Source organism: Streptomyces sp. NPDC059668 (assembly GCF_042734135.1).
Classification (GTDB): Bacteria; Actinomycetota; Actinomycetes; order Streptomycetales; family Streptomycetaceae; genus Streptomyces.
This window is the reverse complement of sequence record NZ_JBHWEL010000065.1, coordinates 33,504-53,835: the sequence shown is the minus strand read 5'-3', so window position 1 is coordinate 53,835 and position 20,332 is coordinate 33,504. Positions and strand designations below refer to the sequence as shown.

General features: G+C 73.8%; 19 protein-coding genes and 1 pseudogene. 8 read left to right on the top strand and 12 right to left on the bottom strand.

What is annotated here, in order from left to right; translation table 11 throughout:
* Nucleotides 1–128: 128 nt before the first annotated feature.
* Genes egtD through egtA form a run of 4 tightly spaced genes read right to left on the bottom strand, consistent with a single transcriptional unit; the run spans nucleotide 129 to nucleotide 4,592 of the window.
* A complete protein-coding gene (egtD, locus tag ACFV2J_RS33250; protein WP_385094836.1) occupies nucleotides 129–1,091 on the bottom strand; it encodes an L-histidine N(alpha)-methyltransferase in 963 nt (320 codons plus the stop codon).
* Nucleotides 1,088–1,915: an ergothioneine biosynthesis protein EgtC gene (gene egtC / locus ACFV2J_RS33245; protein ID WP_385094839.1), complete on the bottom strand. Its 828-nt coding sequence runs from the start codon at nucleotides 1,913–1,915 to the stop codon at nucleotides 1,088–1,090. The genes egtD and egtC overlap by 4 nt, the downstream gene beginning before the upstream one ends.
* Complete coding sequence (egtB, locus tag ACFV2J_RS33240) at nucleotides 1,915–3,237, bottom strand: ergothioneine biosynthesis protein EgtB (protein WP_385094843.1); 1,323 nt, start codon at nucleotides 3,235–3,237, stop codon at nucleotides 1,915–1,917. Before egtB ends, egtC begins: the two co-directional genes overlap by 1 nt.
* Nucleotides 3,234–4,592 (bottom strand): ergothioneine biosynthesis glutamate--cysteine ligase EgtA, encoded by a 1,359-nt coding sequence (egtA, locus tag ACFV2J_RS33235; RefSeq protein ID WP_385442150.1) that lies wholly within the window; start codon nucleotides 4,590–4,592, stop codon nucleotides 3,234–3,236. Before egtA ends, egtB begins: the two co-directional genes overlap by 4 nt.
* Before the next feature lie 279 nt (nucleotides 4,593–4,871).
* On the opposite strand from egtA, the gene ACFV2J_RS33230 reads away from it, so the two are divergent.
* Nucleotides 4,872–5,765, top strand: a complete 894-nt coding sequence (locus ACFV2J_RS33230) for a TIGR02452 family protein (protein ID WP_385094850.1) — start codon at nucleotides 4,872–4,874, stop codon at nucleotides 5,763–5,765.
* A gap of 153 nt (nucleotides 5,766–5,918) precedes the next feature.
* Here ACFV2J_RS33230 and ACFV2J_RS33225 read toward each other — a convergent pair whose 3' ends face one another.
* The 4 genes from ACFV2J_RS33225 to ACFV2J_RS33210 all read right to left on the bottom strand — a co-directional run bounded on the left by ACFV2J_RS33225 (nucleotide 5,919) and on the right by ACFV2J_RS33210 (nucleotide 9,831).
* Entirely contained in the window at nucleotides 5,919–6,374 is a 456-nt protein-coding gene (locus ACFV2J_RS33225) for a type II toxin-antitoxin system PemK/MazF family toxin (RefSeq protein ID WP_385094853.1), read from the bottom strand.
* Between the two features lie 154 nt (nucleotides 6,375–6,528).
* The gene (locus tag ACFV2J_RS33220) at nucleotides 6,529–8,016 is read right to left on the bottom strand and encodes a flotillin family protein (RefSeq protein WP_385092829.1); all 1,488 of its coding nucleotides are present in this window, start codon (nucleotides 8,014–8,016) and stop codon (nucleotides 6,529–6,531) included.
* A gap of 145 nt (nucleotides 8,017–8,161) precedes the next feature.
* Nucleotides 8,162–8,386, bottom strand: coding sequence for a hypothetical protein (locus ACFV2J_RS33215; protein WP_385092832.1), 225 nt, complete (start codon nucleotides 8,384–8,386; stop codon nucleotides 8,162–8,164).
* Between the two features lie 20 nt (nucleotides 8,387–8,406).
* Nucleotides 8,407–9,831: an amidase gene (locus ACFV2J_RS33210; protein WP_385092835.1), complete on the bottom strand. Its 1,425-nt coding sequence runs from the start codon at nucleotides 9,829–9,831 to the stop codon at nucleotides 8,407–8,409.
* 170 nt (nucleotides 9,832–10,001) lie between these two features.
* On the opposite strand from ACFV2J_RS33210, the gene ACFV2J_RS33205 reads away from it, so the two are divergent.
* The 3 genes from ACFV2J_RS33205 (at nucleotide 10,002) to ACFV2J_RS33195 (ending at nucleotide 13,753) form a co-directional block, all read left to right on the top strand.
* On the top strand, nucleotides 10,002–11,036 hold the full coding sequence (locus ACFV2J_RS33205) for a LacI family DNA-binding transcriptional regulator (protein ID WP_385092838.1): 1,035 nt from the start codon (nucleotides 10,002–10,004) through the stop codon (nucleotides 11,034–11,036).
* A 63-nt stretch (nucleotides 11,037–11,099) separates the two neighbouring features.
* Entirely contained in the window at nucleotides 11,100–12,278 is a 1,179-nt protein-coding gene (locus tag ACFV2J_RS33200; protein ID WP_385092841.1) for a 4-hydroxybenzoate 3-monooxygenase, read from the top strand.
* A gap of 38 nt (nucleotides 12,279–12,316) precedes the next feature.
* Nucleotides 12,317–13,753, top strand: a complete 1,437-nt coding sequence (locus ACFV2J_RS33195; RefSeq protein WP_385092844.1) for an aldehyde dehydrogenase family protein — start codon at nucleotides 12,317–12,319, stop codon at nucleotides 13,751–13,753.
* Between the two features lie 60 nt (nucleotides 13,754–13,813).
* On the opposite strand, the gene trxA is transcribed toward ACFV2J_RS33195, so the two are convergent.
* Nucleotides 13,814–14,191: a thioredoxin gene (gene trxA / locus ACFV2J_RS33190; protein ID WP_385442144.1), complete on the bottom strand. Its 378-nt coding sequence runs from the start codon at nucleotides 14,189–14,191 to the stop codon at nucleotides 13,814–13,816.
* Nucleotides 14,192–14,319: 128 nt separating this feature from the next.
* Here trxA and ACFV2J_RS33185 point away from each other — a divergent pair, with 128 nt between their 5' ends.
* Nucleotides 14,320–15,753, top strand: coding sequence for a dihydrolipoyl dehydrogenase family protein (locus ACFV2J_RS33185; RefSeq protein ID WP_385442141.1), 1,434 nt, complete (start codon nucleotides 14,320–14,322; stop codon nucleotides 15,751–15,753).
* A 29-nt stretch (nucleotides 15,754–15,782) separates the two neighbouring features.
* Here the strand turns inward: ACFV2J_RS33185 and ACFV2J_RS33180 are convergent, their stop codons facing one another.
* The 3 genes and pseudogenes from ACFV2J_RS33180 to ACFV2J_RS33170 form a co-directional block, all read right to left on the bottom strand.
* Nucleotides 15,783–16,109, bottom strand: a complete 327-nt coding sequence (locus ACFV2J_RS33180) for an ATP-binding cassette domain-containing protein (protein WP_385442138.1) — start codon at nucleotides 16,107–16,109, stop codon at nucleotides 15,783–15,785.
* Between the two features lie 110 nt (nucleotides 16,110–16,219).
* A pseudogene (locus tag ACFV2J_RS33175) lies at nucleotides 16,220–16,468 on the bottom strand (ATP-binding cassette domain-containing protein); the annotation flags it as partial.
* A gap of 25 nt (nucleotides 16,469–16,493) precedes the next feature.
* Nucleotides 16,494–17,147, bottom strand: a complete 654-nt coding sequence (locus ACFV2J_RS33170) for a peptide deformylase (RefSeq protein WP_385442135.1) — start codon at nucleotides 17,145–17,147, stop codon at nucleotides 16,494–16,496.
* A gap of 203 nt (nucleotides 17,148–17,350) precedes the next feature.
* On the opposite strand from ACFV2J_RS33170, the gene ACFV2J_RS33165 reads away from it, so the two are divergent.
* From ACFV2J_RS33165 to ACFV2J_RS33155, 3 genes are read left to right on the top strand one after another with little or no spacing between them, the layout of a single operon-like run.
* Nucleotides 17,351–18,742, top strand: a complete 1,392-nt coding sequence (locus ACFV2J_RS33165) for a PepSY-associated TM helix domain-containing protein (protein ID WP_385097311.1) — start codon at nucleotides 17,351–17,353, stop codon at nucleotides 18,740–18,742.
* Nucleotides 18,743–18,778: 36 nt separating this feature from the next.
* Nucleotides 18,779–19,207 carry a BlaI/MecI/CopY family transcriptional regulator gene (locus ACFV2J_RS33160; RefSeq protein ID WP_385097314.1) on the top strand — a complete coding sequence of 143 codons (429 nt, stop codon included), beginning with the start codon at nucleotides 18,779–18,781 and terminating at the stop codon, nucleotides 19,205–19,207.
* 6 nt (nucleotides 19,208–19,213) lie between these two features.
* Nucleotides 19,214–20,155, top strand: a complete 942-nt coding sequence (locus tag ACFV2J_RS33155; RefSeq protein WP_385442132.1) for a M56 family metallopeptidase — start codon at nucleotides 19,214–19,216, stop codon at nucleotides 20,153–20,155.
* Nucleotides 20,156–20,332 lie beyond the last annotated feature (177 nt).

Below are 20,332 nucleotides of genomic sequence, written 5' to 3'. Positions count from 1 at the left end.
CCTTTTCTTGGGCGGCGGCTGCGTCAGTTTTGAATAAGACACCGCGCGGGGGGTGGCCACCGCCGGCGTCCGTCGCCCGATGGTGTCCGGGTCGGTCACCCGGACGGTCTCTCACACTGCCGACGACATCACCTGACCACGCTCGACGACAGCGCGAAACGGCCCTCGCGGTCCGTCCACCAATGGGTGAGGTCGAGCCCCGCGGCGGCGAGTTCGCGCCGTACCCCCTCCTCGCGGAACTTCGCCGAGATCTCGGTGCGCAGATCCTCACCGGCCGCGAAGTCGACGGCGAGGTCGAGGGCGGGGATCTTCACGGTCTGCTCGGTCCGCGAACGCAGCCGCATCTCGATCCACTCGTGCTCGGCGTCCCAGAGCGCGACATGGGTGAACGCGTCCGGATCGAAGTCGGCACCGAGCTCGCGGTTGACGACCGTCAGCACGTTCTTGTTGAACTCGGCCGTCACACCGGCCGCGTCGTCGTACGCGGCGACCAGCACCGACTCGTCCTTGACCAGGTCCGTGCCGAGCAGCAGCGTGTCACCGGGGGAGAGCAGGGACCGTACGGAGGCGAGGAACGCGGCGCGCTCGGCGGGCAGCAGATTGCCGATGGTGCCGCCGAGGAACGCCACCAGCCGCGGTCCCGGTGTGCCCGGAAGCGCGAGGCCGCCCGTGAAGTCGGCGATCAGCGCGTGCACACCGAGCTCCGGGCGCTCGGCGATCAGCGCGTGCCCGGCCTGGGTCAGGGCGCTCTCGCTGACGTCGACCGGTACGTACGTGTGCAGGCCGGGCAGCGCGTCGAGCAGATGGCGGGTCTTCTCGGACGAGCCCGAGCCGAGTTCGACGAGGGTGCGCGCACCGCTCGCCCGGGCGATCTCGGTGGCCCGGGCCGCCAGGATCTCGCGCTCCGCCCTGGTCGGGTAGTACTCGGGCAGTTCGGTGATCTTGTCGAAGAGCTCGCTGCCGTGCGCGTCGTAGAACCACTTCGGCGGCAGCGTCTTGGGCGTGTGGGACAGGCCGTGCAGGACGTCGGCACGCAGCGCGGCCTCGGTGGCGTCCTCGGGCAGGGTGCGGGTGAGAAGGAACGGACTCACGTGCTGGGCTCCTTCGGACGTGCGGGTGCCATGGGGTGGTGGGGGTCCTCGTGATCAGGCACGCCTTGGCGGTCGTGCGGGTCCTTGAGCGGGGTGAGCAGGACGTCGGTGCCGGACGCCACGAGCAGCGTGCGGTCCGGCACCTCCTGCCACCGTGGGTCGTCGTCGTACGGTTCGGAGGCCACGACGGTGCCGTGGCCGGGTTCGGCGAGGTACCACAGGGTGTCGCCCCAGGCCGTCGCGGTGATCGTGCGGCCGTCGGTGAGCAGCAGGTTGAGCCGGGAGCCCGGGGCGGCCTCGGCGACCTCCAGGACCGTGTCGGCCAGCGCCCGGCTCTCGTCGTCCCCGGTTCGCAGCCGTTGCAGGACCAGCGCCCAGACGAGCGCCGAGTCGCAGCGGGCCTCCAGCGACAGCAACTCCGCGGCGGGCAGGCCGCGGGTCAGGGGGGCGAGGGAGTGGGGCCAGCCGAGGACGGCGCCGTTGTGGCTGAACAGCCAGGTGCCAGCGGCGAAGGGGGCCGCGGCGGCCTCCCCGTCCGCTCCCGCCCGGGTGGCGTCGCGGACGGCGCCGAGCAGCGCCCCGGTCCGTACGACCCGGGCCAGGTCCGCGAAGGACTGGTCGCCCCAGATGGGTCCGGCGCGCCGGTACCGGGCGGGCACCGGATCGCCTTCGGCGTACCAGCCGATCCCGAAGCCGTCGGCGTTGACCGTCCCGTACCGCTGCCGCCGGGGTGCCCACGACTGCCGGAACAGACTGTGCGGCGGTTCCGTCAGCAGCCGGCCGATCGGTGCCGGGGGCCCCAGGTAGGCCAGATGACGGCACATCAGGCGTCCCCGTCGCGGGCCGTGCGGAACCCGGAGAAGATCTGTCGCCGGATCGGGTAGTCCCAGTTGCGGAAGGTGCCCCGGCAGGCGACCTTGTCCACGGCGAACGAGCCGCCGCGCAGCACCTTGTGCTCCGGCCCGAAGAAGACCTCCGAGTACTCCTTGTACGGGAAGGCCGCGAAGCCGGGATAGGGCTGGAGGTCGCTCGACGTCCACTCCCACACGTCGCCGATCAACTGCCGTACCCCGAGCGGGGACTCGCCGGCCGGATAGCTGCCGGCCGGGGCCGGGCGCAGATGGCGCTGGCCGAGGTTGGCGTGTTCGGGGGTGGGGTCGGCGTCGCCCCAGGGGTAGCGGGTGGAGCGGCCGGTGACCGGGTCGTGGCGGGCGGCCTTCTCCCACTCGGCCTCGGTGGGCAGCCTGCGCCCCGCCCACCGGGCGTACGCGTCGGCCTCGTACCAGCACACGTGCAGCACCGGCTCGTCCGGCGGTACGGGCTCGGTGACGCCGAAGCGCCGCCGCAGCCACTGCCCGGCCTCCCGGCGCCAGAACAGCGGCGCCTCGATGCCGTGGGTCCGGATGTGGGCCCAGCCCTGCGGGCTCCACCAGCGTTCGGTGGTGTAGCCGCCGTCCTCGATGAAGGCCTGGTACGCGGCGTTGGTCACCGGAGTGGTGTCGATGAGGAACGCCGGGACCTCGCGCCGGTGCGCCGGCCGCTCGTTGTCCAGTGCCCACGGCTCGGTGGACGTGCCCATGGTGAACGGGCCGCCGGGGACGAGGACTTCGGCCGGTCCCGTGAACGGAGGGGCGGGATCGGGGTCGGGGGCGCTGAGGGCCGCCGGCCCCCTGCGGAGCTGATGGGTGATCAGCATCGTCTCGTCGTGCTGCTGTTCGTGCTGCGCGATCATGCCGAAGGCGAAGCCGGCCTCGGTCAGCGGGGTGCCGCGGAAGGCGGTGCCCTCCAGGACGTCCAGTGCGCGGCCGCGGACCTCGGCGGCGTACTGCCGGGCCTCCACGGGCGCAAGCAGCGGCAGCGAGGGCCGCTCGGCGCGCGGGTGCTCGAACGCGTCGTACAGCCCGTCTATCTCGGGCCGCATGGCGTCACGCCCGGCGACCGCGCGCAGCAGCCACAGCTCCTCCTGGTTGCCTATGTGCGCGAGGTCCCAGACCAGCGGGGACATCAACGGCGAGTGCTGCGCGGTCAGCTCGGGCTCCTCCACGCAGGACGTGAGGAGGGCCGTGCGGTCCCGGGCCGTGGTCAGTGCGTCGAGCGCGCGCTCCCTGAGCGACTCGGGGTCCGTGGGTGAGGTGGGGGCGGTCATGTGCGGATGTCCTTCCCGTGGGACCGGTCCTGGGAGCGGTCGTCGGACCGGTCGTCGGACAGGCCGTGGGGCCGGTCGTGGAGACGACCGTGGAATTGACTGTGGAACTGGTTCAGCAGGTCGTCGGCGGGGCAGCGCCCCCGGGCCACATAGCGGTCCGTGAACTCCGCGACGGCCTCCCGCACCTCGGTGGTGGCACCGAGGCGGGGCAGTGCTTCGGCCGCGGCCGCGAAACAGGTGGCGGCGGCCTCGCGCAGCTCGGGGTCGGCCAGGCCGTGCCGGGCGGCGTCGATCCACAGCGGATTGCACGGAGCCGGCAGTCCTTCCGCCCGCTCCGCGAGGGGTTTGACGGTCCGGTAGGCGATCTCGGCCGCCTCCGGGTCGTCGAACAGCGCCGCCGTCACCGCGAGCGGCACGATCCACCCGTCCTCGCCCGGCTGCGCGTCGATCATGCGCAGTTCCAGATGGCCGCGGGGGCGGACCGGCGGGAACAGGGTCGTGAGGTGGTAGTCCAGGTCCGCCCGGTTCGGCGGTGTGCCGGACCGGGTCCACTCCCGGAAGGTCAGGCCCTCGGGTACCTCCCAGGGACCTTCCGCCGCCCGGACGCACATCACCGGCGCGTCCAGGACGTGCCGGGCCCAGGCGGCGCGCGGATCGCCGCCCAGCGGGGGCGCGGCGGACCGGCCCGGGTCCATGGCCGTCCACAGGGACTGCCGCGTGGAGCGCCAGCCCGTGCGGCGGCCCCGGGCGAGCGGTGAGTGCGCGAACGCGGCCACCAGGACCGCGCCCAGCTGGTTCGCCAGCCACCAGCGGCGCCCGTGGCCGAGCGGACCGGGCTCCTCGTACCCGGCGTCCAGGCACACCTGGACCGAGGCGGAGGAGCACATCATCGCCCGGCCTTCGGGGCCCGTGCGGTCCAGGTAGCGCTCCATGGCGTCGTAGCGCGGCTCACGGAGGTAGCGGCTCGGGGGGTTCCAGGGTTCGTGGCCGTTGCCACTGAGGCCGAGTCCGGCCTCGCGCAGTACCGCGCGTACCGCGTCGAGATCGGCCGACACGGACCCGATGCACTCCATCAGGGAGCCGGCGGGTGCGGAGCTGAGCTCCAGCTGGCCGCCCGGTTCGACGGTGAGCGCCGAACGCAGGGACAGGGTCCGCAGAGCGGCGTACGCCGCTTCGAGCTGTTCAGGTGTTGCGGGGAGCTGCGGCCGCCGCAGCTCGTGGACGAGCCATTCCACTTCGACACCGAGGGTGCGGGGCGGTCCGGTCTTGAAGCAGATGCCTCGGACCAGCGCCTCCACCTCGGCCTCGGTGACGGCGGAGCGTCGCTCCGTACAGTCACTAACCGAATCGGACATGTAGGGATCCTCCTGAGATTCCACCATGCCGCCGGCCCGGCTTCTGTGGTGCCGGACCGGCATTGCTCGTCCCACCCAAGACCCTCGCGGCGGTTCGCACAAGGGTGCAAATCGGCGGACCCGGGGTTCGGGGGCACTGCTCGCGCGGCCCACGCGGCACTCCGCGCGGGGCCGCGAAATTCTGTTGCGCCGCACGACCAGCATCGCTCACGATGCGTCCGTGGGCACGACGGGGGAGATCGCGCGGGGCGTCCGCATGGCGTGTACGGGGGTGGCGCCATGAGCGCACGCCTGCGCGCGATCGCGCGGCAGACCGAGGAGGCCGTGGCGGCGGATTCGTACCGCACGCCGCACGGACGGGTGGTCCCGATCGCCGCGGCGGTCGAGGCCGCGCGGGCCGGGACGCGGATGTACGGGCCGGGCCCGATCGGGCCGGCGGCCGGTGGCCGCGCGGCCTCGGCCGCGGGCTTCGCGGGCACGTCGTTCGAGGTCACGGGCGAGAGCAGCACGCAGGCCGCGAGACGGCTGACGAGCGGGCGTGCCCAGGGCCCGTCGGGCCCCGTCGCCGTCCTGAACTTCGCCTCGGCGCGTAATCCCGGCGGCGGCTATCTGAAGGGCGCGCAGGCGCAGGAGGAGGACCTGTGCCGGGCGTCGGCGCTCTACGCCTGCCTGCTGGGGGTCCGTGGGTTCTACGACCACCACCGCGCCCACCGGGACCCGTTCTACACGGACCGGGTCATCCATTCGCCTGCCGTGCCCGTCTTCCGCGACGGCCGCGGTGAGCTGCTCGACGAGCCGTACACCGCCGGATTCCTGACCGCCGCGGCCCCGAACGCCTCGGTCGTGCTGCGCACGGCCCCCGAGCGCGCGGACGACCTGCCGCGGGCCCTGGCCGTCCGGGCCGAGCGGGTCCTGGAGACCGCCGCGGCGCAGGGGTACCGGCGGCTGGTCCTGGGGGCCTGGGGCTGCGGCGTCTTCGGCAACGACCCGGCACAGGTCGCCGCGGCCTTCCACGGCCTGCTGGTCGGGGGCCGCTTCGAGGGGTACTTCGACGAGGTGGTCTTCGGAATCCTGGACCGTACGAGGGGCGCGGCCATCCGGGGTGCTTTCGAACGAGCGTTTGCGTCCGTGGTGTCCGGACATCCGGGGACGGACGACCCGCCGATCGGGTGAGGGCGGCCGCGTGGCCCCTCACGAGCGCGGCCGGTACGGACCCGCCCGGGCCGTCCCCGGCACCTTCCTCCCCGGAGCGGGTGACAGGACGGCCCCACGCCCCCTCCTGACACCCAGGACCGCGATGTCCTTGCCCTCTCGGGTTCCGGGCGCTCAGCGCCAGCCGTAGCGCTCCCGCAGCCGGTGCACCACCAGGTTGAACCGCATACGGTCCAGCGCGCACGCCTCACGCCGCATGCCGTCCTCGTGCAGCCGCAGCACCCGGTCCACGGCCACCCACGAGTCCCGGCCCGTCCGGTCCCAGGGCCCGCTGCCTATCGGTACCCACTCCCGGTCGCCGTCGTGGCGCTTGCTCGACAACTGGACGGCGAGCAGGGTTCCTTCGTCCTCCCGCGCGACGACGAGCACCGGGCGGTCCTTGCCCCGCCCGTCGTTCTCCTCGAAAGGCACCCAGGTCCAGACGATCTCGCCGGGATCGGGGTCGCCGTCGTGCGCGGGCGAGTACTCGGTCCGCACCCGGCCCACGTCGCGCGGTTCGGCCTCCGTGGTGGCCGAAGGGCCGTAGCGGCCGGGGACGTGGTCGTCGGTCTCATCGGTAAAGGCGTTCACGCGGGCCACGTTAGAACCCGCGCGAGCGCGGCTCGACGACGGGTCCCACGAGGCGGGCCCTGCGCGGGAATCACGCGGCCCCGCGCGGACCCGCTCCGGGCGTACGGGAGGCGGCTTCCGTAGGCCGCTCCCGTACGCCCGGAGCCTCAGCGGGTCACTTGCCGTCCCCCTCCACCGGCACCTTCTCCGTGCGCGGCGGCACGAATCCGTTGACGGCGGCGCCGTTGCCGGCGGAGGCCCCGTCCTGGTTCATCGACGAGAGCAACTGCCGGGCCAGACCCAGGCCCGTGCCGCCCATGGTGAGCGCCTTGGCGAACATGTCCGACATGCCGTCGGCGCCGTTGAGCAGCACCATGTGGTCGACGTTGCCGAACGCGCTCGCGCCCGCCTGGACGATCTCCGGCCAGTTCTCGGCGAGTTGCTGGGCGACCACGGCCTCCTGGTTCTCGGCGAGAGCCGCGGCCCTCGCCTTGATGGTCTCCGCCTCCGCGAGACCCTGCGCGCGGGTCGCCTCGGCGGTGGCCAGGCCCTTGGCCTGGGCCGCGGCGGCCTCGGCCTCACCGGTGGCCCTGGTCGCCATGGCGGCCGCGGCACCCCGCGCCTTCGTCGCCTCGGCCTCGGCGTTGGCGGCGGTCTTCACCCGGTTCGCCTCGGCCGCCGCCGCGAGTTCGGTCTCCTTCGCCTTCGCCTGCGCGGCCGAGATCCGCGCGTCGCGCTCCGCCTCGGCCCGCGCGCGGGTCTCGTAGGCCTGAGCGTCCGCCGGCTTGCGGACGTCCGCCTGGAGCTGCTGTTCCCGGCGCTGCGCCTCGAGTTCGGCGATCCGGGTCTCCTGCACGACGACGTCCTGCCGGGCGGCGGCCGCGGCGAGCGGTCCCGCCTGCTGCGCCTTCGCGCCGGCCTTGTCGCGCTCGGCCTGGTAACCGGCCTGCAGGATCTCGCTGTCCCGGGTCGCCTCCGACATCCGGGCCGCGGCCTTCTGTTCGGCCTCGGTGGCGAGCCGGTTCGCCTCCGCCTGCGCGATCCGCGCGTCGCGCTGTACGGCGGCGGCGTGCGGCATCGCGAGGTTCTTGATGTAACCGGTCGGGTCCTCGATCTCGTGGATCTGCAGCGAGTCGACGATCAGACCCAGCTTCTCCATCTCGGTACCGCACGCGGCCCGCGTCTGACCGGTCAGTTTCTCCCGGTCGCGGATCATCTCCTCGACGGTCAACCCGCCGACGATGGACCGCAGATGACCGGCGAACACGTTGTGCACCCGCTCCGACATCATCTTCTGCTGGTCGAGGAACCGACGCCCCGCGTTGGCGATCGACACGAAGTCGTCGCCCACCTTGAAGATGACCACACCCCGCACCTTCAGCGGAATGCCCTGGGTGGTCACGCAGTCCACGTGCAGCTCGGTCTCGTTGAGGTCCAGCGAGATCTTCCGTACCGCCTGCACACCCGGCATCACCAGCGTGCCGCGCCCCGTCACGATACGGAAACCCATGCCCTCTTCGAGGCCTTCGGTCCGGTGCTTCGAACCGGAGATGATCAGTGCCTCGTTGGGCTCCGCCACCCGCCACATGAGCTTGAAGACCACGACCACGAAAATCAGCGCGAGGACAGCTGTCCCCGCCACGACGCCGATGACCATCGGCATACGCCCCCTTTTGATGGTGCCCTGTCGGCACCGAACGAAGGGAGTGTGCTCCTGTGCGCGACCCGGGTGAAGACGCTGACGGTTCCTTGTTGCAATCTTGACGCACACCGCTCTCACCTGGGGCGGAGCGCGCACAGACGAGCCGTCAACTGTCGTACGCGGCCGATACGTACACCGTGCGCGGCGCCAGGTACTCGACGACCATCACCACGGTGCCGCGCTCGATCCGCTCCTGCGCCACGGCGGGGTAGGCGAGAAAGTGCTCGGCACCGCCGCGCACGCGGACGATCACCTCACCGACGAGCCCGGGCCCGACCGTCCCGGTCACCCGCCCCATCAACCCGACCATCGACGCATCGTCCATGGCCACAGCGTACGGCGCGAAGTCGGTTACACGGCAGGGGAATCCGCGGGGGCCTCGTGCGGCGGCCACCGCTCGTGCCAGCGCTGGTCGTCCTCCAGCTGGGAGGCCAGCGCGACCAGCAACGGCTCGCTGTGCGCGGGGCCGAGGAGTTGAGCACCGACCGGCAGCCCCTCGCCGACGAATCCGGCGGGTACGTTCACACCCGGCCACCCCAGGATGTTCCACGGCCAGGCGTACGGGCAGGCGGCGATCACGGCCCGTTCGGTGTCCAGCCCGCTCATGTTCGCCATCGAGCCGACGCGGAGCGGGGGAGCGGCCGTGGTGGGCGCGAGCAGCACGTCGTAGGTGTCGAAGAGCGCGCCGATCCGGCGGTGCAGGGTCGCCTCGGCGCGCCGGGCCACCCGCAGGGGCGCGCCGCCGAGCAGCCGGCCGAGGCGGGCGGCCTCACGGGTGCGCGGGTCCAGGAGGTGCGGGTGGGGCGCGTCGCGGACCCGCTCGGCGATACCCGCGGTGGCGCGCGGCACGAACGTGAGCCCGATCCGCCCGTAGCGCGGTTCGGCCTCCTCCACCGTGTGCCCGAGCGCGGCGATCCGCTCCGCGAGTGCCACCACCCTCGCCCGTACCACCGGGTCGAGCCGCGCGGGCACCGCGGTGAACGGCGGCTTCAGCGACAGGGCGATCCGCAGCCGGCCCGGCTCGCGGCCCACCGCGTCGGACACCCGCAGCACGGGCGGCCGGTGCAGGTCGCCGTGGTGGTTGCCGCTCGCCGCGTCCAGCAGCAGTGCCGCGTCCGCCACCGAGCGGGCGAGGGTGCCGTTGACCGTGATGCCCTGGAAGGACTCCGGGCGCGGCCAGGTGGAGATCCGGCCGCGCTGCGGCTTGATCCCGATCAGATGCGTCCAGGAGGCCGGGATACGGACGGAGCCCGCGCCGTCCGAGCCCAGCGCCGCCGGGACCAGGCCCGCCGCGACCGCCGCCGCCGATCCGCCGGAGGAGCCGCCGGGGGTGTGGTCGGCGTGCCAGGGATTGCGGGTGGCGCCGAAGGCCGGGCCCTCGGTGAACGGCCACTGGCCGAGTTCGCAGGTGTTGGTCTTGCCGACGACGATCGCCCCGGCCGCGCGCAGCCGGCGTACCGCCTCCCCGTCCCGGGCCTCGGGCGGGAAGACCCCCCGGCAGCCGAACGCGGTCGGCTCCCCGGCCACGTCCATGTCGTCCTTCACCGCCACCGGCACCCCCAGCAGCGGCCGGCGGTGTCCCGCCGCGAGTTCCCTGTCCGCCGCGTCCGCCTCGGCGAGCGCGGCCTCGGTCCGCACCAGACGGAAGGCGTTCAGGGAGGACTGGGTCGCCTCGATCCGGGCCAGCGCCCGTTCGACCAGTTCACGCGAGCTCACCTCGCCCGCGGCGAGGGCGCGGGCGCACTCCGCCAGACCTGCGGCACGGTCGTCAGCCATACGGGACACCTCCGAAGGCACATCGTCCACCGCAAGGTAACCGCCTGGGGAGGCATCCCGCACGAGGGGCGGAAGTTCCTTCGTGCATGCGGGTGTTCCGGGGCGCGCGGGCCGCCGGGTTCCCCCGGCGCCGAGCGGTGCGGGGGGCTTCTGCAAGGATGCGGGGCGTCATGGTGCAGATACCGAATCAGCCCGTCCCGCCGTCGCCCGCACAACGGCCCGTGCCGACGAGCGCCGATGTGGCCCGCCTGGCGGGCGTCTCCCGGGCCACCGTCTCGTACGTTCTGAACAACACCAGCGCCGTCCGGATCAGCGAGCCCACCCGCCGCCGCGTCCACGAGGCGGCCAAGGACCTCGGGTACGTCCCGCACGCGGCGGCCCGCAGCCTGCGCGCCGGGCACAGCCGGATGGTCCTGATGCCCGCCCCGGCCGTGCCCGTGGGCCCGCTCTACAGTCAGTTCTTCAACGACCTCCAGTGGGCGCTGGGCCGTTTGGACTACACCGTCGTCCAGTACGGCAGTGTCGGACTGCACGGGGACGAGGCCGCCCGTGCCTGGGCCGAGCTGCGGCCGGTCGCCGTGCTGGTGCCCGGCAGCGGCCTCGGACCGCAGGGCGTGGCCGTCCTCAAGCGCTCCGGGGCCCGGGCCGTGGTCACGCTGGGCCCCGAGCGGGTCGAGGGCGCGCACGCGCTGCTCATGGACCACGACCGGGTCGGCCACAGCGCGGGAACCCATCTGGTGGCCCGTGGCCGGCGGCGCGTCGGGGTCGTGGTGCCCGGGGAACCCGGCCTGGAGATCTTCTCCAGACCCCGCCTCGAAGGCGTACGCCGTGCCCTGCGCGGTACCGGCGCCACGACGACCGAGTTGCCGCTGGCCTACGAGGAGGAGGCCGCGGCCCGGCTCGCGGCCCGCTGGCGGGGGCTCGGCCTGGACGGTGTGTTCGCCTACAACGACGAGTACGCCATGCTGCTGATGAGGGCGCTCCAGGACGCGGGCATCGCCGTCCCGGACGAGACGGCCGTCATCGGCGCGGACGACCTGATGCTCGGGCGGCTGCTGAGGCCCCGGCTCAGCACCGTCCACATCGAACTGCCGTCCGGTCGGGACCTCGCGGAGCTGGTCGACCGCGCGGTGCGCGAACCCGGCGCCACACCCGAGACGTACGAGGTGCTGGGAGCGCGGGTCGTGCACCGCGACTCGACCTGAGAGAGGCTGTAGCTGGTCGCCGCCCGAAGCGGGACGGGCCGGACCGGAGACGGGAGGCGCGTCATGCGGACCACGGTCGGCATCGTGGGCGGCGGGCCCGCCGGGCTCCTGCTGGCCCGGCTGCTGCACCGCGCGGGCATCGACTGTGTCGTCCTGGAGAGCAGGTCACGCGCCTACGCCGAACGCCGTCAGCGCGCCGGGATGCTGGAGCCGGGCACGGTCGACGCCCTGCGGGAATGCGGCGCCGGCGGCCGTCTCGACGTCGAGGGCCTGCCCCACCGCGGCATCGAGCTGCGCTTCGAGCGCGAACGCCACCACATCGACTTCCCCACCCTCACGGGCGGCCCCGGCGTCATGATCTATCCGCAGACGGAGATCGTGAAGGACCTGATCGCTCTCCAACTGGCGGGTGGGCCACCGCTGTTGTTCGAGGCCGAGGCGCTCGCCGTCGAGGGTCCGCTGAGCGACTCGCCCGTCGTGCGTTTCGTGCACGAGGGCCGCGAACAGACCCTGGACTGCGCCTACGTGGTGGGCTGCGACGGCGATCACGGCATCTCCCGCGCTGCCTTCCCCGCCGGCACGTTCCGCACCTATGCCCACGACTACCCGTACTCCTGGCTCGGAATTCTCGCCGATGTGCCGCCCTCCGGCGGGGAGTTGGTCTACGCGCGCGGTGCGACCGGCTTCGCCCTGCACAGCATGCGCTCGACCACGGTCTCGCGGCTCTACTTACAGGTCCCCAACGGCACCGACGCCGGCGACTGGTCCGACGAGCGCATCTGGGACGAGCTCGCCGCGCGCTTCGCCGTCGACGGGGACTGGCGGCTGAACCGCGGCACCATCACGGCCAAGTCCGTGACGTCGCTGCGCAGCCGTGTCCACGAGCCGATGCGCCACGGCCGGCTCCTCCTGGCCGGGGACGCCGCCCACATCGTGCCGCCGACCGGCGCCAAGGGGCTCAACCTCGCCGTCTCCGACGTACGCGTCCTGGCCCGCTGCCTCATCGAGCTGCACCGCACGGGCTCCACCCAACTCCTGGACCGTTACTCGCAGTTGTGCCTCGACCGGGTCTGGCAGGCCATGCGCTTCTCGTACGACATGACTAGGATGTTGCATGCTCAACCAGACGGGGACGTCTTCGACCACCGGATCCAGCTCGCCAGGCTCCGCCGGATCACGACGTCCCTCCCCGCGGCCGCGGAACTGGCCGCGAACTACACGGGACTGCCGTCGGGACGGTGAGCCCCACGCGCTGATCAGCGAACGATCGGAGCTCCGACATGCCGCTGCTCGACCCCAGGACCTGGCAGTCCCGCCCTCTGGCGGGCGGTGAGCACGCCGTCACCGAGCCCGCCACCGGCGAGACGCTCGCCACCGTCACCCTCGCCGCCCCGGAGGACGTCACGACGGCCGCGCGGGAGGCGCACGAGGCCCGGTCGGCGTGGGCCGGCGCGCCGCACTTCGTCCGCGCCGCGGTGCTGCGCAGGGCCGGCGACCTGTTCGCCGAGCACGCCGGCGAACTGCGCGAGTGGATCGTGCGTGAGTCCGGATCCGTTCCCGGCAAGGCCGACTTCGAACTGCACGTCGCCGCCCAGGAGTGCTACGAGGCCGCCGCCCTCGCCTCCCGCCCCACGGGCCAGGTCCTGCCCTCGGAGGCACCGCGCCTGTCGTACACCCGGCGCGTCCCGGCCGGTGTCGTGGGCGTGATCGCCCCCTTCAACGCCCCGCTCATCCTGTCCATCCGCTCGGTGGCCCCGGCGCTCGCGCTCGGCAACGCCGTGGTGCTGAAGCCGGACCCGCGCACCGCGGTCTGCGGAGGCCTCGCGCTCGCGGCCGTCCTCGCCGAGGCGGGCCTCCCGGAAGGCCTGCTGCACATCCTGCCCGGCGGCGCAGGGACGGGCCGGGCGCTGGTGGAGGACCCGCTGGTCCCGGTCATCTCCTTCACCGGCTCGACGGCCGCCGGACGCGCGGTGGGTGAGGCGGCCGGCCGGCTCCTCAAGCGCGCGCACCTGGAACTGGGCGGCAACTCGGCCCTCGTCGTGCTGGAGGACGCCGACCTCGACGCGGTCGTCTCGACGGCGGCCTGGGGCTCGTTCTTCCACCAGGGCCAGATCTGCATGACGACAGGCCGCCACCTCGTCCACGCCTCCCTGTACGAGGAGTACGTCGAGCGGCTCGCCGCCAAGGCCGACTCGCTCGCCGTCGGCGACCCGCACCGCGAACAGGTGCACCTCGGACCCGTCATCGACAGCGCCCAACTCGCCAAGATCCAGGGGCTGGTGGAGTCCAGCACGGCGCGCGGGGCGAAGCTGGCGGCGGGCGGTACGCACGAGAGGCTGTTCTACCGGCCGACCGTGCTCGCCGGGGTCGACGACACGATCCCCGCGTACACCGAGGAGGTCTTCGGCCCGGTCGCGCCGGTACGGTCCTTCGCGGACACCGACGAGGCCGTGGCCCTCGCCTCGGCCGGCCCGTACGGCCTCTCGCTGGGCATCGTCACCCGGGACACCGCGCGCGGCCTGGACCTGGCCGAGCGCATCCCGACCGGGATCGCCCACATCAACGACCAGACCGTCAACGACGAGGCGGTCGCCCCGTTCGGCGGCACGGGCGCCTCCGGCACCGGCGCCCGCTTCGGCGGCGAGGCCAACCTGGAGGCCTTCACCGAGGTGCGCTGGACGACCGTCCGCGGGGACGTGGCACCGTACCCGTTCTGATCCGTACCAGGGCCCCGGCCGGAACCGTACCGGCCGGGGCCCGTGGGCGCTTCCCCGAGATCACTCGCCCTGCTGGGCCTGCTGCTCCGCCACGGACTTGCGGACCTCGTCCATGTCCAGCTTCCGGGCCTGCCCGATGACGTCCTCCAGGGCGGCCTCGGGCAGCGCTCCGGGCTGGGAGAAGATCGCGACCTGGTCGCGGACGATCATCAGGGTCGGGATGGACTGGATCTGGAAGGCCGCGGCCAGCTCCGGCTGCGCCTCCGTGTCCACCTTGGCGAAGACCAGGTCGGGGTTGGCCTCGGCGGCCTTCTCGTAGACCGGGGCGAACTGGCGGCACGGCCCGCACCAGGAGGCCCAGAAGTCGATCAGGACGAACTCGTTGTCCGTGACCGTCTGGTCGAAGTTCTCCTTGGTCAGCTCCATCGTCCTGCTCATGGCGTGACTACCTCTCCCTGCTCTCGGGCCTCGGGGCGAAGCCGCTGTGCACAACGCCGCCCCCCGGCGGCGTATTCCGCGCGCGTACCCGTGTGGCCACGGCGCACACCAACAACCAGACTGTGCCCATGACGGAAACGGAATCCATCGCCTACGACGTAGTGGTGCTCGGCGCCGGCCCCGTGGGGGAGAACGTCGCCGACCGCGCCCGCGCGGCCGGCCTCTCCACCGCGATCGTGGAGAACGAGCTGGTCGGAGGCGAGTGCTCGTACTGGGCCTGCATGCCCAGCAAGGCCCTCCTGCGACCGGCCATCGCCCGCGCCGACGCCCGCCGCGTCCCCGGCCTGAGCGGGGCCGTGCAGGGCCCGCTCGACGCCCCCGCGGTCCTCGCCCACCGTGACTACTACACCTCCAACTGGAAGGACGACGGACAGGTCGACTGGATCGACGGCATCGGAGCCGACCTCTACCGCGGCCACGGGCGTCTCGCCGGGCCGCGCCGGGTGAGCGTCGAGGGCCCGGACGGCGAGCTCCGGTTCCTCACCGCACGGCACGCCGTCGCCGTGTGCACCGGCACCCGCGCCCTGCTGCCCGGCCTGCCCGGACTCGCCGAGGTCAAGCCCTGGACCAGCCGTGAGGCCACCAGCGCCCACGCGGTGCCGGACCGGCTCATCGTGGTCGGCGGCGGTGTGGTCGCCGTCGAGATGGCCACGGCCTGGCGGGCGCTCGGCTCCGAGGTCACCGTTCTCGTCCGCGGTCACGCGCTGCTGCCCAAGATGGAGCCCTTCGCCGGTGAGCTGGTCGCCGACGCGCTCAAGGAGGCGGGCGCCGACGTCCGCACCGGCACCTCGGTGACCGCGGTGACCCGCGAGGGCTCGACCGTGGTGGCCCTGACGGACACCGGCGACCGGATCGAGGCGGACGAGATCCTCTTCGCCACCGGGCGGGTGCCCCACACCGAGGACATCGGCCTCGACACGGTCGGCCTGGAGCCGGGCTCGTGGCTCGACGTCGACGACAGCCTGCGGGTGACCGGCAGCGAGTGGCTCTACGCCGTCGGCGACGTCAACCACCGCGCGCTCCTCACCCACCAGGGCAAGTACCAGGCGCGGATCGCGGGCGCCGCCATCGCCGCCCGTGCCGCCGGCGTCCCGCTCCTGGAGAGCGACCCCTGGGGCGCGCACGCCGCGACCGCCGACCACGCGGCCGTCCCCCAGGTCGTCTTCACCGACCCGGAGGTCGGGGCCGTGGGCCTCTCCCTCGCCGAGGCGGAGAGCGCGGGCCTGCGGGTCCGCGCCGTCGATGTCGACATGTCCTCCGTCGCGGGCGCGGGCCTGTACGCCGACGGCTACCGCGGCAAGGCCCGCATGGTCGTCGACCTCGACCGCGAGATCGTGGTCGGCCTCACCCTCGTCGGACCCGGCGTGGGTGAACTCGTCCATTCGGCGACCGTCGCGGTCGCCGGTGAGGTCCCGGTGAGCCGCCTGTGGCACGCCGTGCCCTCCTATCCGACGGTGAGCGAGGTGTGGCTGCGGCTGCTGGAGGCGTACCGGGACGCGTAGCCCCGGCCGCCACCCTGGTGGCACCGGCATCACACCGGTGCCACCAGCTCCAGGTACTCCTCGCTCCACATGTCCTCGTCCGCGTCCGGGAGCAGCAGCACCCGGTCCGGGCGCAGGGCCCGCAGCGCGCCCCCGTCGGGGATGACCATGACGATCGCGCCCGGACACCCGCCCACCGCGGCCGGCACCTCGGCGCGGGAGGCCGGGCCCAGGTCGTCGGTGGGCTCGTCGAGCAGCAGGACGTCGGCGCCGGAGTGGACAGGACCCGCCAGGGCCAGGCGGGTCTTCTCCCCGCCGGACAGGACGCCGACGCGTTTGCCGGCGTCGTCCCCGGAGAACAGGAACGCGCCGAGCACGCCGCGTACCTCCGCGTCGGTGAGGTGAGGTGCGGGGTGGCCGCGGCCGGATGACCGCGGACCGTGTCCGTCCGGTCGAGCGTGTCGTGCTCCTGCGTGAAGTAGCCGATCCGTAGCCCGTGCCCGTGGACCACGTGGCCGCCGTCCGGGTCCTCCCGCCCGGGGAGCAGCCGCGACAGGGTCGTCTCGCCCGCGCCGTTGGGACCGAGGACCACCAGGCGACTGCCCCGGTCGACGGGCCAGGGCGGCGCCGCCCAGGACGGACGGGCGAGGGGCCTTCGGCCGGTGGCGGTGGGATCCGGCAGGCATGAGTCCGGCGGGAGGCCGGCCCGAGGGAAGGCGAACCCCGCGGCCCTCATGCCCCCTTGGGCCCGCCCCCGAGCCTCAGCCCGGCAGCGTGAAGCCCAGGGCCGCGGCCGCCTCCACCGGGGTCGGCTGTGTCCAGCGGTCCGCCATCGCCTCGTTCGAGGACAGTGAGCGCATCTCCGCGCGGTCCAGGTACAGCACACCGTCCAGATGGTCCGTCTCGTGCTGCACGATCCGCGCCGGCCAGCCCGTGAACACCTCGTCGACCGTACGGCCCGACTCGTCCAGCGCCGTCAGCCGCACCTCGGCGTGCCGGGCCACCACGGCCTGCCAGCCCGGCACGCTCAGGCACCCCTCGAAGAACGCCGCCCGACCCGGGCCGACCCCCTCGTACACCGGATTCACCAGCACCCGGAACGGCTGCGGGACCCGTCCGCGTACCACCCGTACCTCGTCGGACACCGGCGCCGGATCCTCGATGACCGCGAGCCGCAGCGGAACCCCGACCTGCGGCGCCGCGACGCCCACCCCCGGCGCCGCGTGCATGGTCGCGCGCAGCGCGGCGACGAATCGGCTCAGCAGCCCCGGCTCCAGCTGACCGTCGAACGGTTCGGCGGGGCGGCGCAGCACCGGGTTCCCGGCCGCGACGATGGGCAACGGGCCTTCCCGGTCCAGCAGTTCCTCGACCAGGTCGTTCAGCGGGCGGGCGGAGCGGTCACGTTCGGATGCCATCGCGCAAGCATGCCAAGACGGGGCGCGCCGTGCGAGGCGGCGCAAGCCGCGCCCCGCGGAACCTCGCCTGTGACCCGCACCACATCACCGCCCGGGAACTCGACGGCCTCCCGACCCGACTTCTGGACCACCACCGGCCGGGGAGCCCAACTCCCCGTCCCACGGCCCGAGTCCGTCCCCAGCCCCACCGGAGATGCCCGCCGATGCCCACCGCTCCCACGATCACGACGGACGACACGCCGCGGCCCGTCGCACCCGCCTCCTCCCGAAAAGCCCCCCTGCGCCCCCTGATACTGCGCCTGCACTTCTACGCCGGAGTGCTCGTCGCCCCGTTCCTCCTGGTCGCCGCCGTGACCGGACTGCTCTACGCCGCCTCGTTCCAGGCCGAGAAGATCGTGTACGCGCACGAGCTGACCGTCCCGGTGGGCGACCGTGAACTCCCGCTCTCCGAGCAGGTGGCCGCCGCCCGCAAGGCCCACCCGCAGGGCACGGTCTCCGCGGTACGTCCCTCGCCCGCGGCCGGCGCGACGACGCGGGTGCTGCTCTCCGGCGTGCCGGGCGTCGACCCGGACCACACCCTCGCGGTGTTCGTCGACCCCTACACCGCCCGGGTGCGCGGAGCGCTCGAACAGTACGGCGCCACCGGCGCGCTCCCGCTGCGCACCCGGATCGACGGGCTCCACGCCAACCTCCGGCTCGGCGAGACCGGGCGCCTGTACAGCGAACTCGCGGCCAGCTGGCTGTGGGTGATCTCGGGCGGCGGCCTCGTGCTCTGGTTCGGTCGCAGACGCGCCCGGCGCACGGTGCGGGGCACGTCCGGGCGCCGCCGCACGCTGGGCCTGCACGGCACGGTCGGCGTCTGGGCTGCCGCCGGGTTCTTCTTCCTCTCCGCGACCGGGCTGACCTGGTCGACGTACGCCGGCGCGAACGTCGACGAGCTGAGGACCTCCCTCGGGCAGGCGACGCCCTCCGTCTCGGCGGCGGCCGGCGGCGAGCACGCGGGCCACGGCGGCGCGGAGGCCGAAGGGGGCGCCACGCCCCGGCCCGCCGACGTCGACAGGATCCTCGGGGCCGCCCGTGCCGAGGGCCTCGGCGACCCCGTCGAGATCGTCCCGCCCGCCGACGCCTCCTCCGCGTACGTGGTGCGGCAGATCCAGCGCAGCTGGCCCGAGAAACAGGACGCGGTCGCGGTGGACCCGGCCACCGGCGAGGTCACCGACGTGCTGCGGTTCGCCGACCACCCGGTGCTCGCCAAGCTGACCCGCTGGGGCATCGACGCCCACACCGGAGTCCTCTTCGGCCTCGCCAATCAGATCGCCCTGATGGCGCTCGCGCTCTGCCTGATCCTGCTGATCGTGTGGGGCTACCGCATGTGGTGGCAGCGCGGCCGCGACTCCGCGTTCGGCCGGCCCGTCCCACGCGGTGCCTGGCAGCAGGTGCCTCCCACCGTCCTCGTCCCGCTGATGGCGGCCGTCGCCGTGCTCGGCTACTTCGTTCCGCTGCTCGGCATCCCGCTCGTGGCGTTCGTCGCCGTCGACGTCCTGCTCGGCGAGATCGCCCACCGGCGGGGCCGGGGCGCGCCCGTCGCCAGGTAGCGTGCTCGTGGACGCGAACGCCGGAGGGAGACGGACATGGCGCAGCGCAACCGCGAGGTCCCGGACCGGCCTTCCAGACGCCGCGGGCAGGGTGAGCTGGAGGGCCAGGTCCTCGGCGCGCTGCGCGAGGCGGACGCCCCGGTGACCGCCGCGTGGGTGCAGGAGAGCCTCGGCGGCGACCTCGCCTACACGACCGTCGTCACCATCCTGACCCGGTTGCTCGCCAAGGACGCGGTGGCCCGTGAACGCCGGGGACGCTCCTTCGTATGGCGTCCCACCGCGGACGTCGCGGGTCTCGCCGCCCTCAAGATGCGCCGGCTCCTCGACGGCGAGAGCGACCGCGAGGCCGTCCTCGCCAGCTTCGTCACCGCGCTGCCGCCGGACGACGAACAGGTGCTGCGCGCGCTCCTGGAGTCGGCGCACGCGCCCGACGCGACAGGAACGGCCGGCGGTACGGAAGACTGACGTCCCATGGGGGTCTTCGTCTTTCTGCCGCTGGTCCTGCCGCTCAGCGCCTGGCCGGTCGCACGCCTCGCCGAACTGCGTCTGCACCCGCGCACGGCCACCCGCCTGCTGACGGCCTTCGCCACCGTCATGGCCGTGTGCAGCACGCTCTGCCTGGCGCTGCTGATGGTCGTCGGCACCGCGCAACTGCCCGGCAACCCGCTGCCGGACGGCTGGTCGGACCCCGAGGTGCGCGCGGCGGTGCCGTACGACGAGATCGCGGGCAAGGCGGCGATCCCGGCCCTGACCCTCGTCCTGGCGGTCTGCGCGCGAACCCTCCGGCGCCACCACCGGATCGCCCGCGGCGCCCGCCGGGCGCTCGCCGGACTGCCCGCCTCGTCGGTGGTGGTGCTCCCGGAGGACAGGCCGTACGCCTACGCCCTGCCCGGCGGACCCCGCGACCGGGTCGTCGTCACCACCGCCCTGCTGCGCGGCCTGGACCCGGCCGAGCGCCGCGCCCTCTTCGCGCACGAGCGGGCGCACCTGACCGGCCGCCACCACCGGTATCTGCTCGCCGTACGACTCGCGGCGCGCGCCAACCCCTTCCTGCGCCCGCTGCGTACGGCCGTCACCTACACCACGGAGCGGTGGGCCGACGAGGACGCGGCGCGCTCGGTGGGAAGCCGCAGGGTGGTGGCGCGGGCCATCGGCAGGGCCGCCCTGCTGTCCGGCGCCGGCACGACGCCCGCCCCCGCCGGGTTCTCGGGGTTCGCGTCCGCGGGTCCCGTGCCGCGCAGGGTCGCCGCCCTGCTGGGGCCCGCGCCCCTGGCCCGCAGCTGGCCGTCGGTCTTCACCGCGGTGGGGCTGGCCGCCTGGGGTGCGGCGGTCGGCACGCTGGTCTCCGCGATGTCCTCCGCGAACTCGGCCGTGACGATGTTCCTGATCCTGTACGCGGCCACACCTCTCTAGCCGGTGGGACAGGGGCCGGTGCCCCCACCGCCGAGTGCCGTCACGGGACCCGGGCCACGGGCCGGGACCCGAACAGCACGACGCGGGGGGGGGGGGCCGCGGGGGGGGGCGCGCCCCGGGGGAGCGGGGTCCCGTGCGCGGGCACGGACGGAGCCAGGACACCGGCCCGCGGCGCGG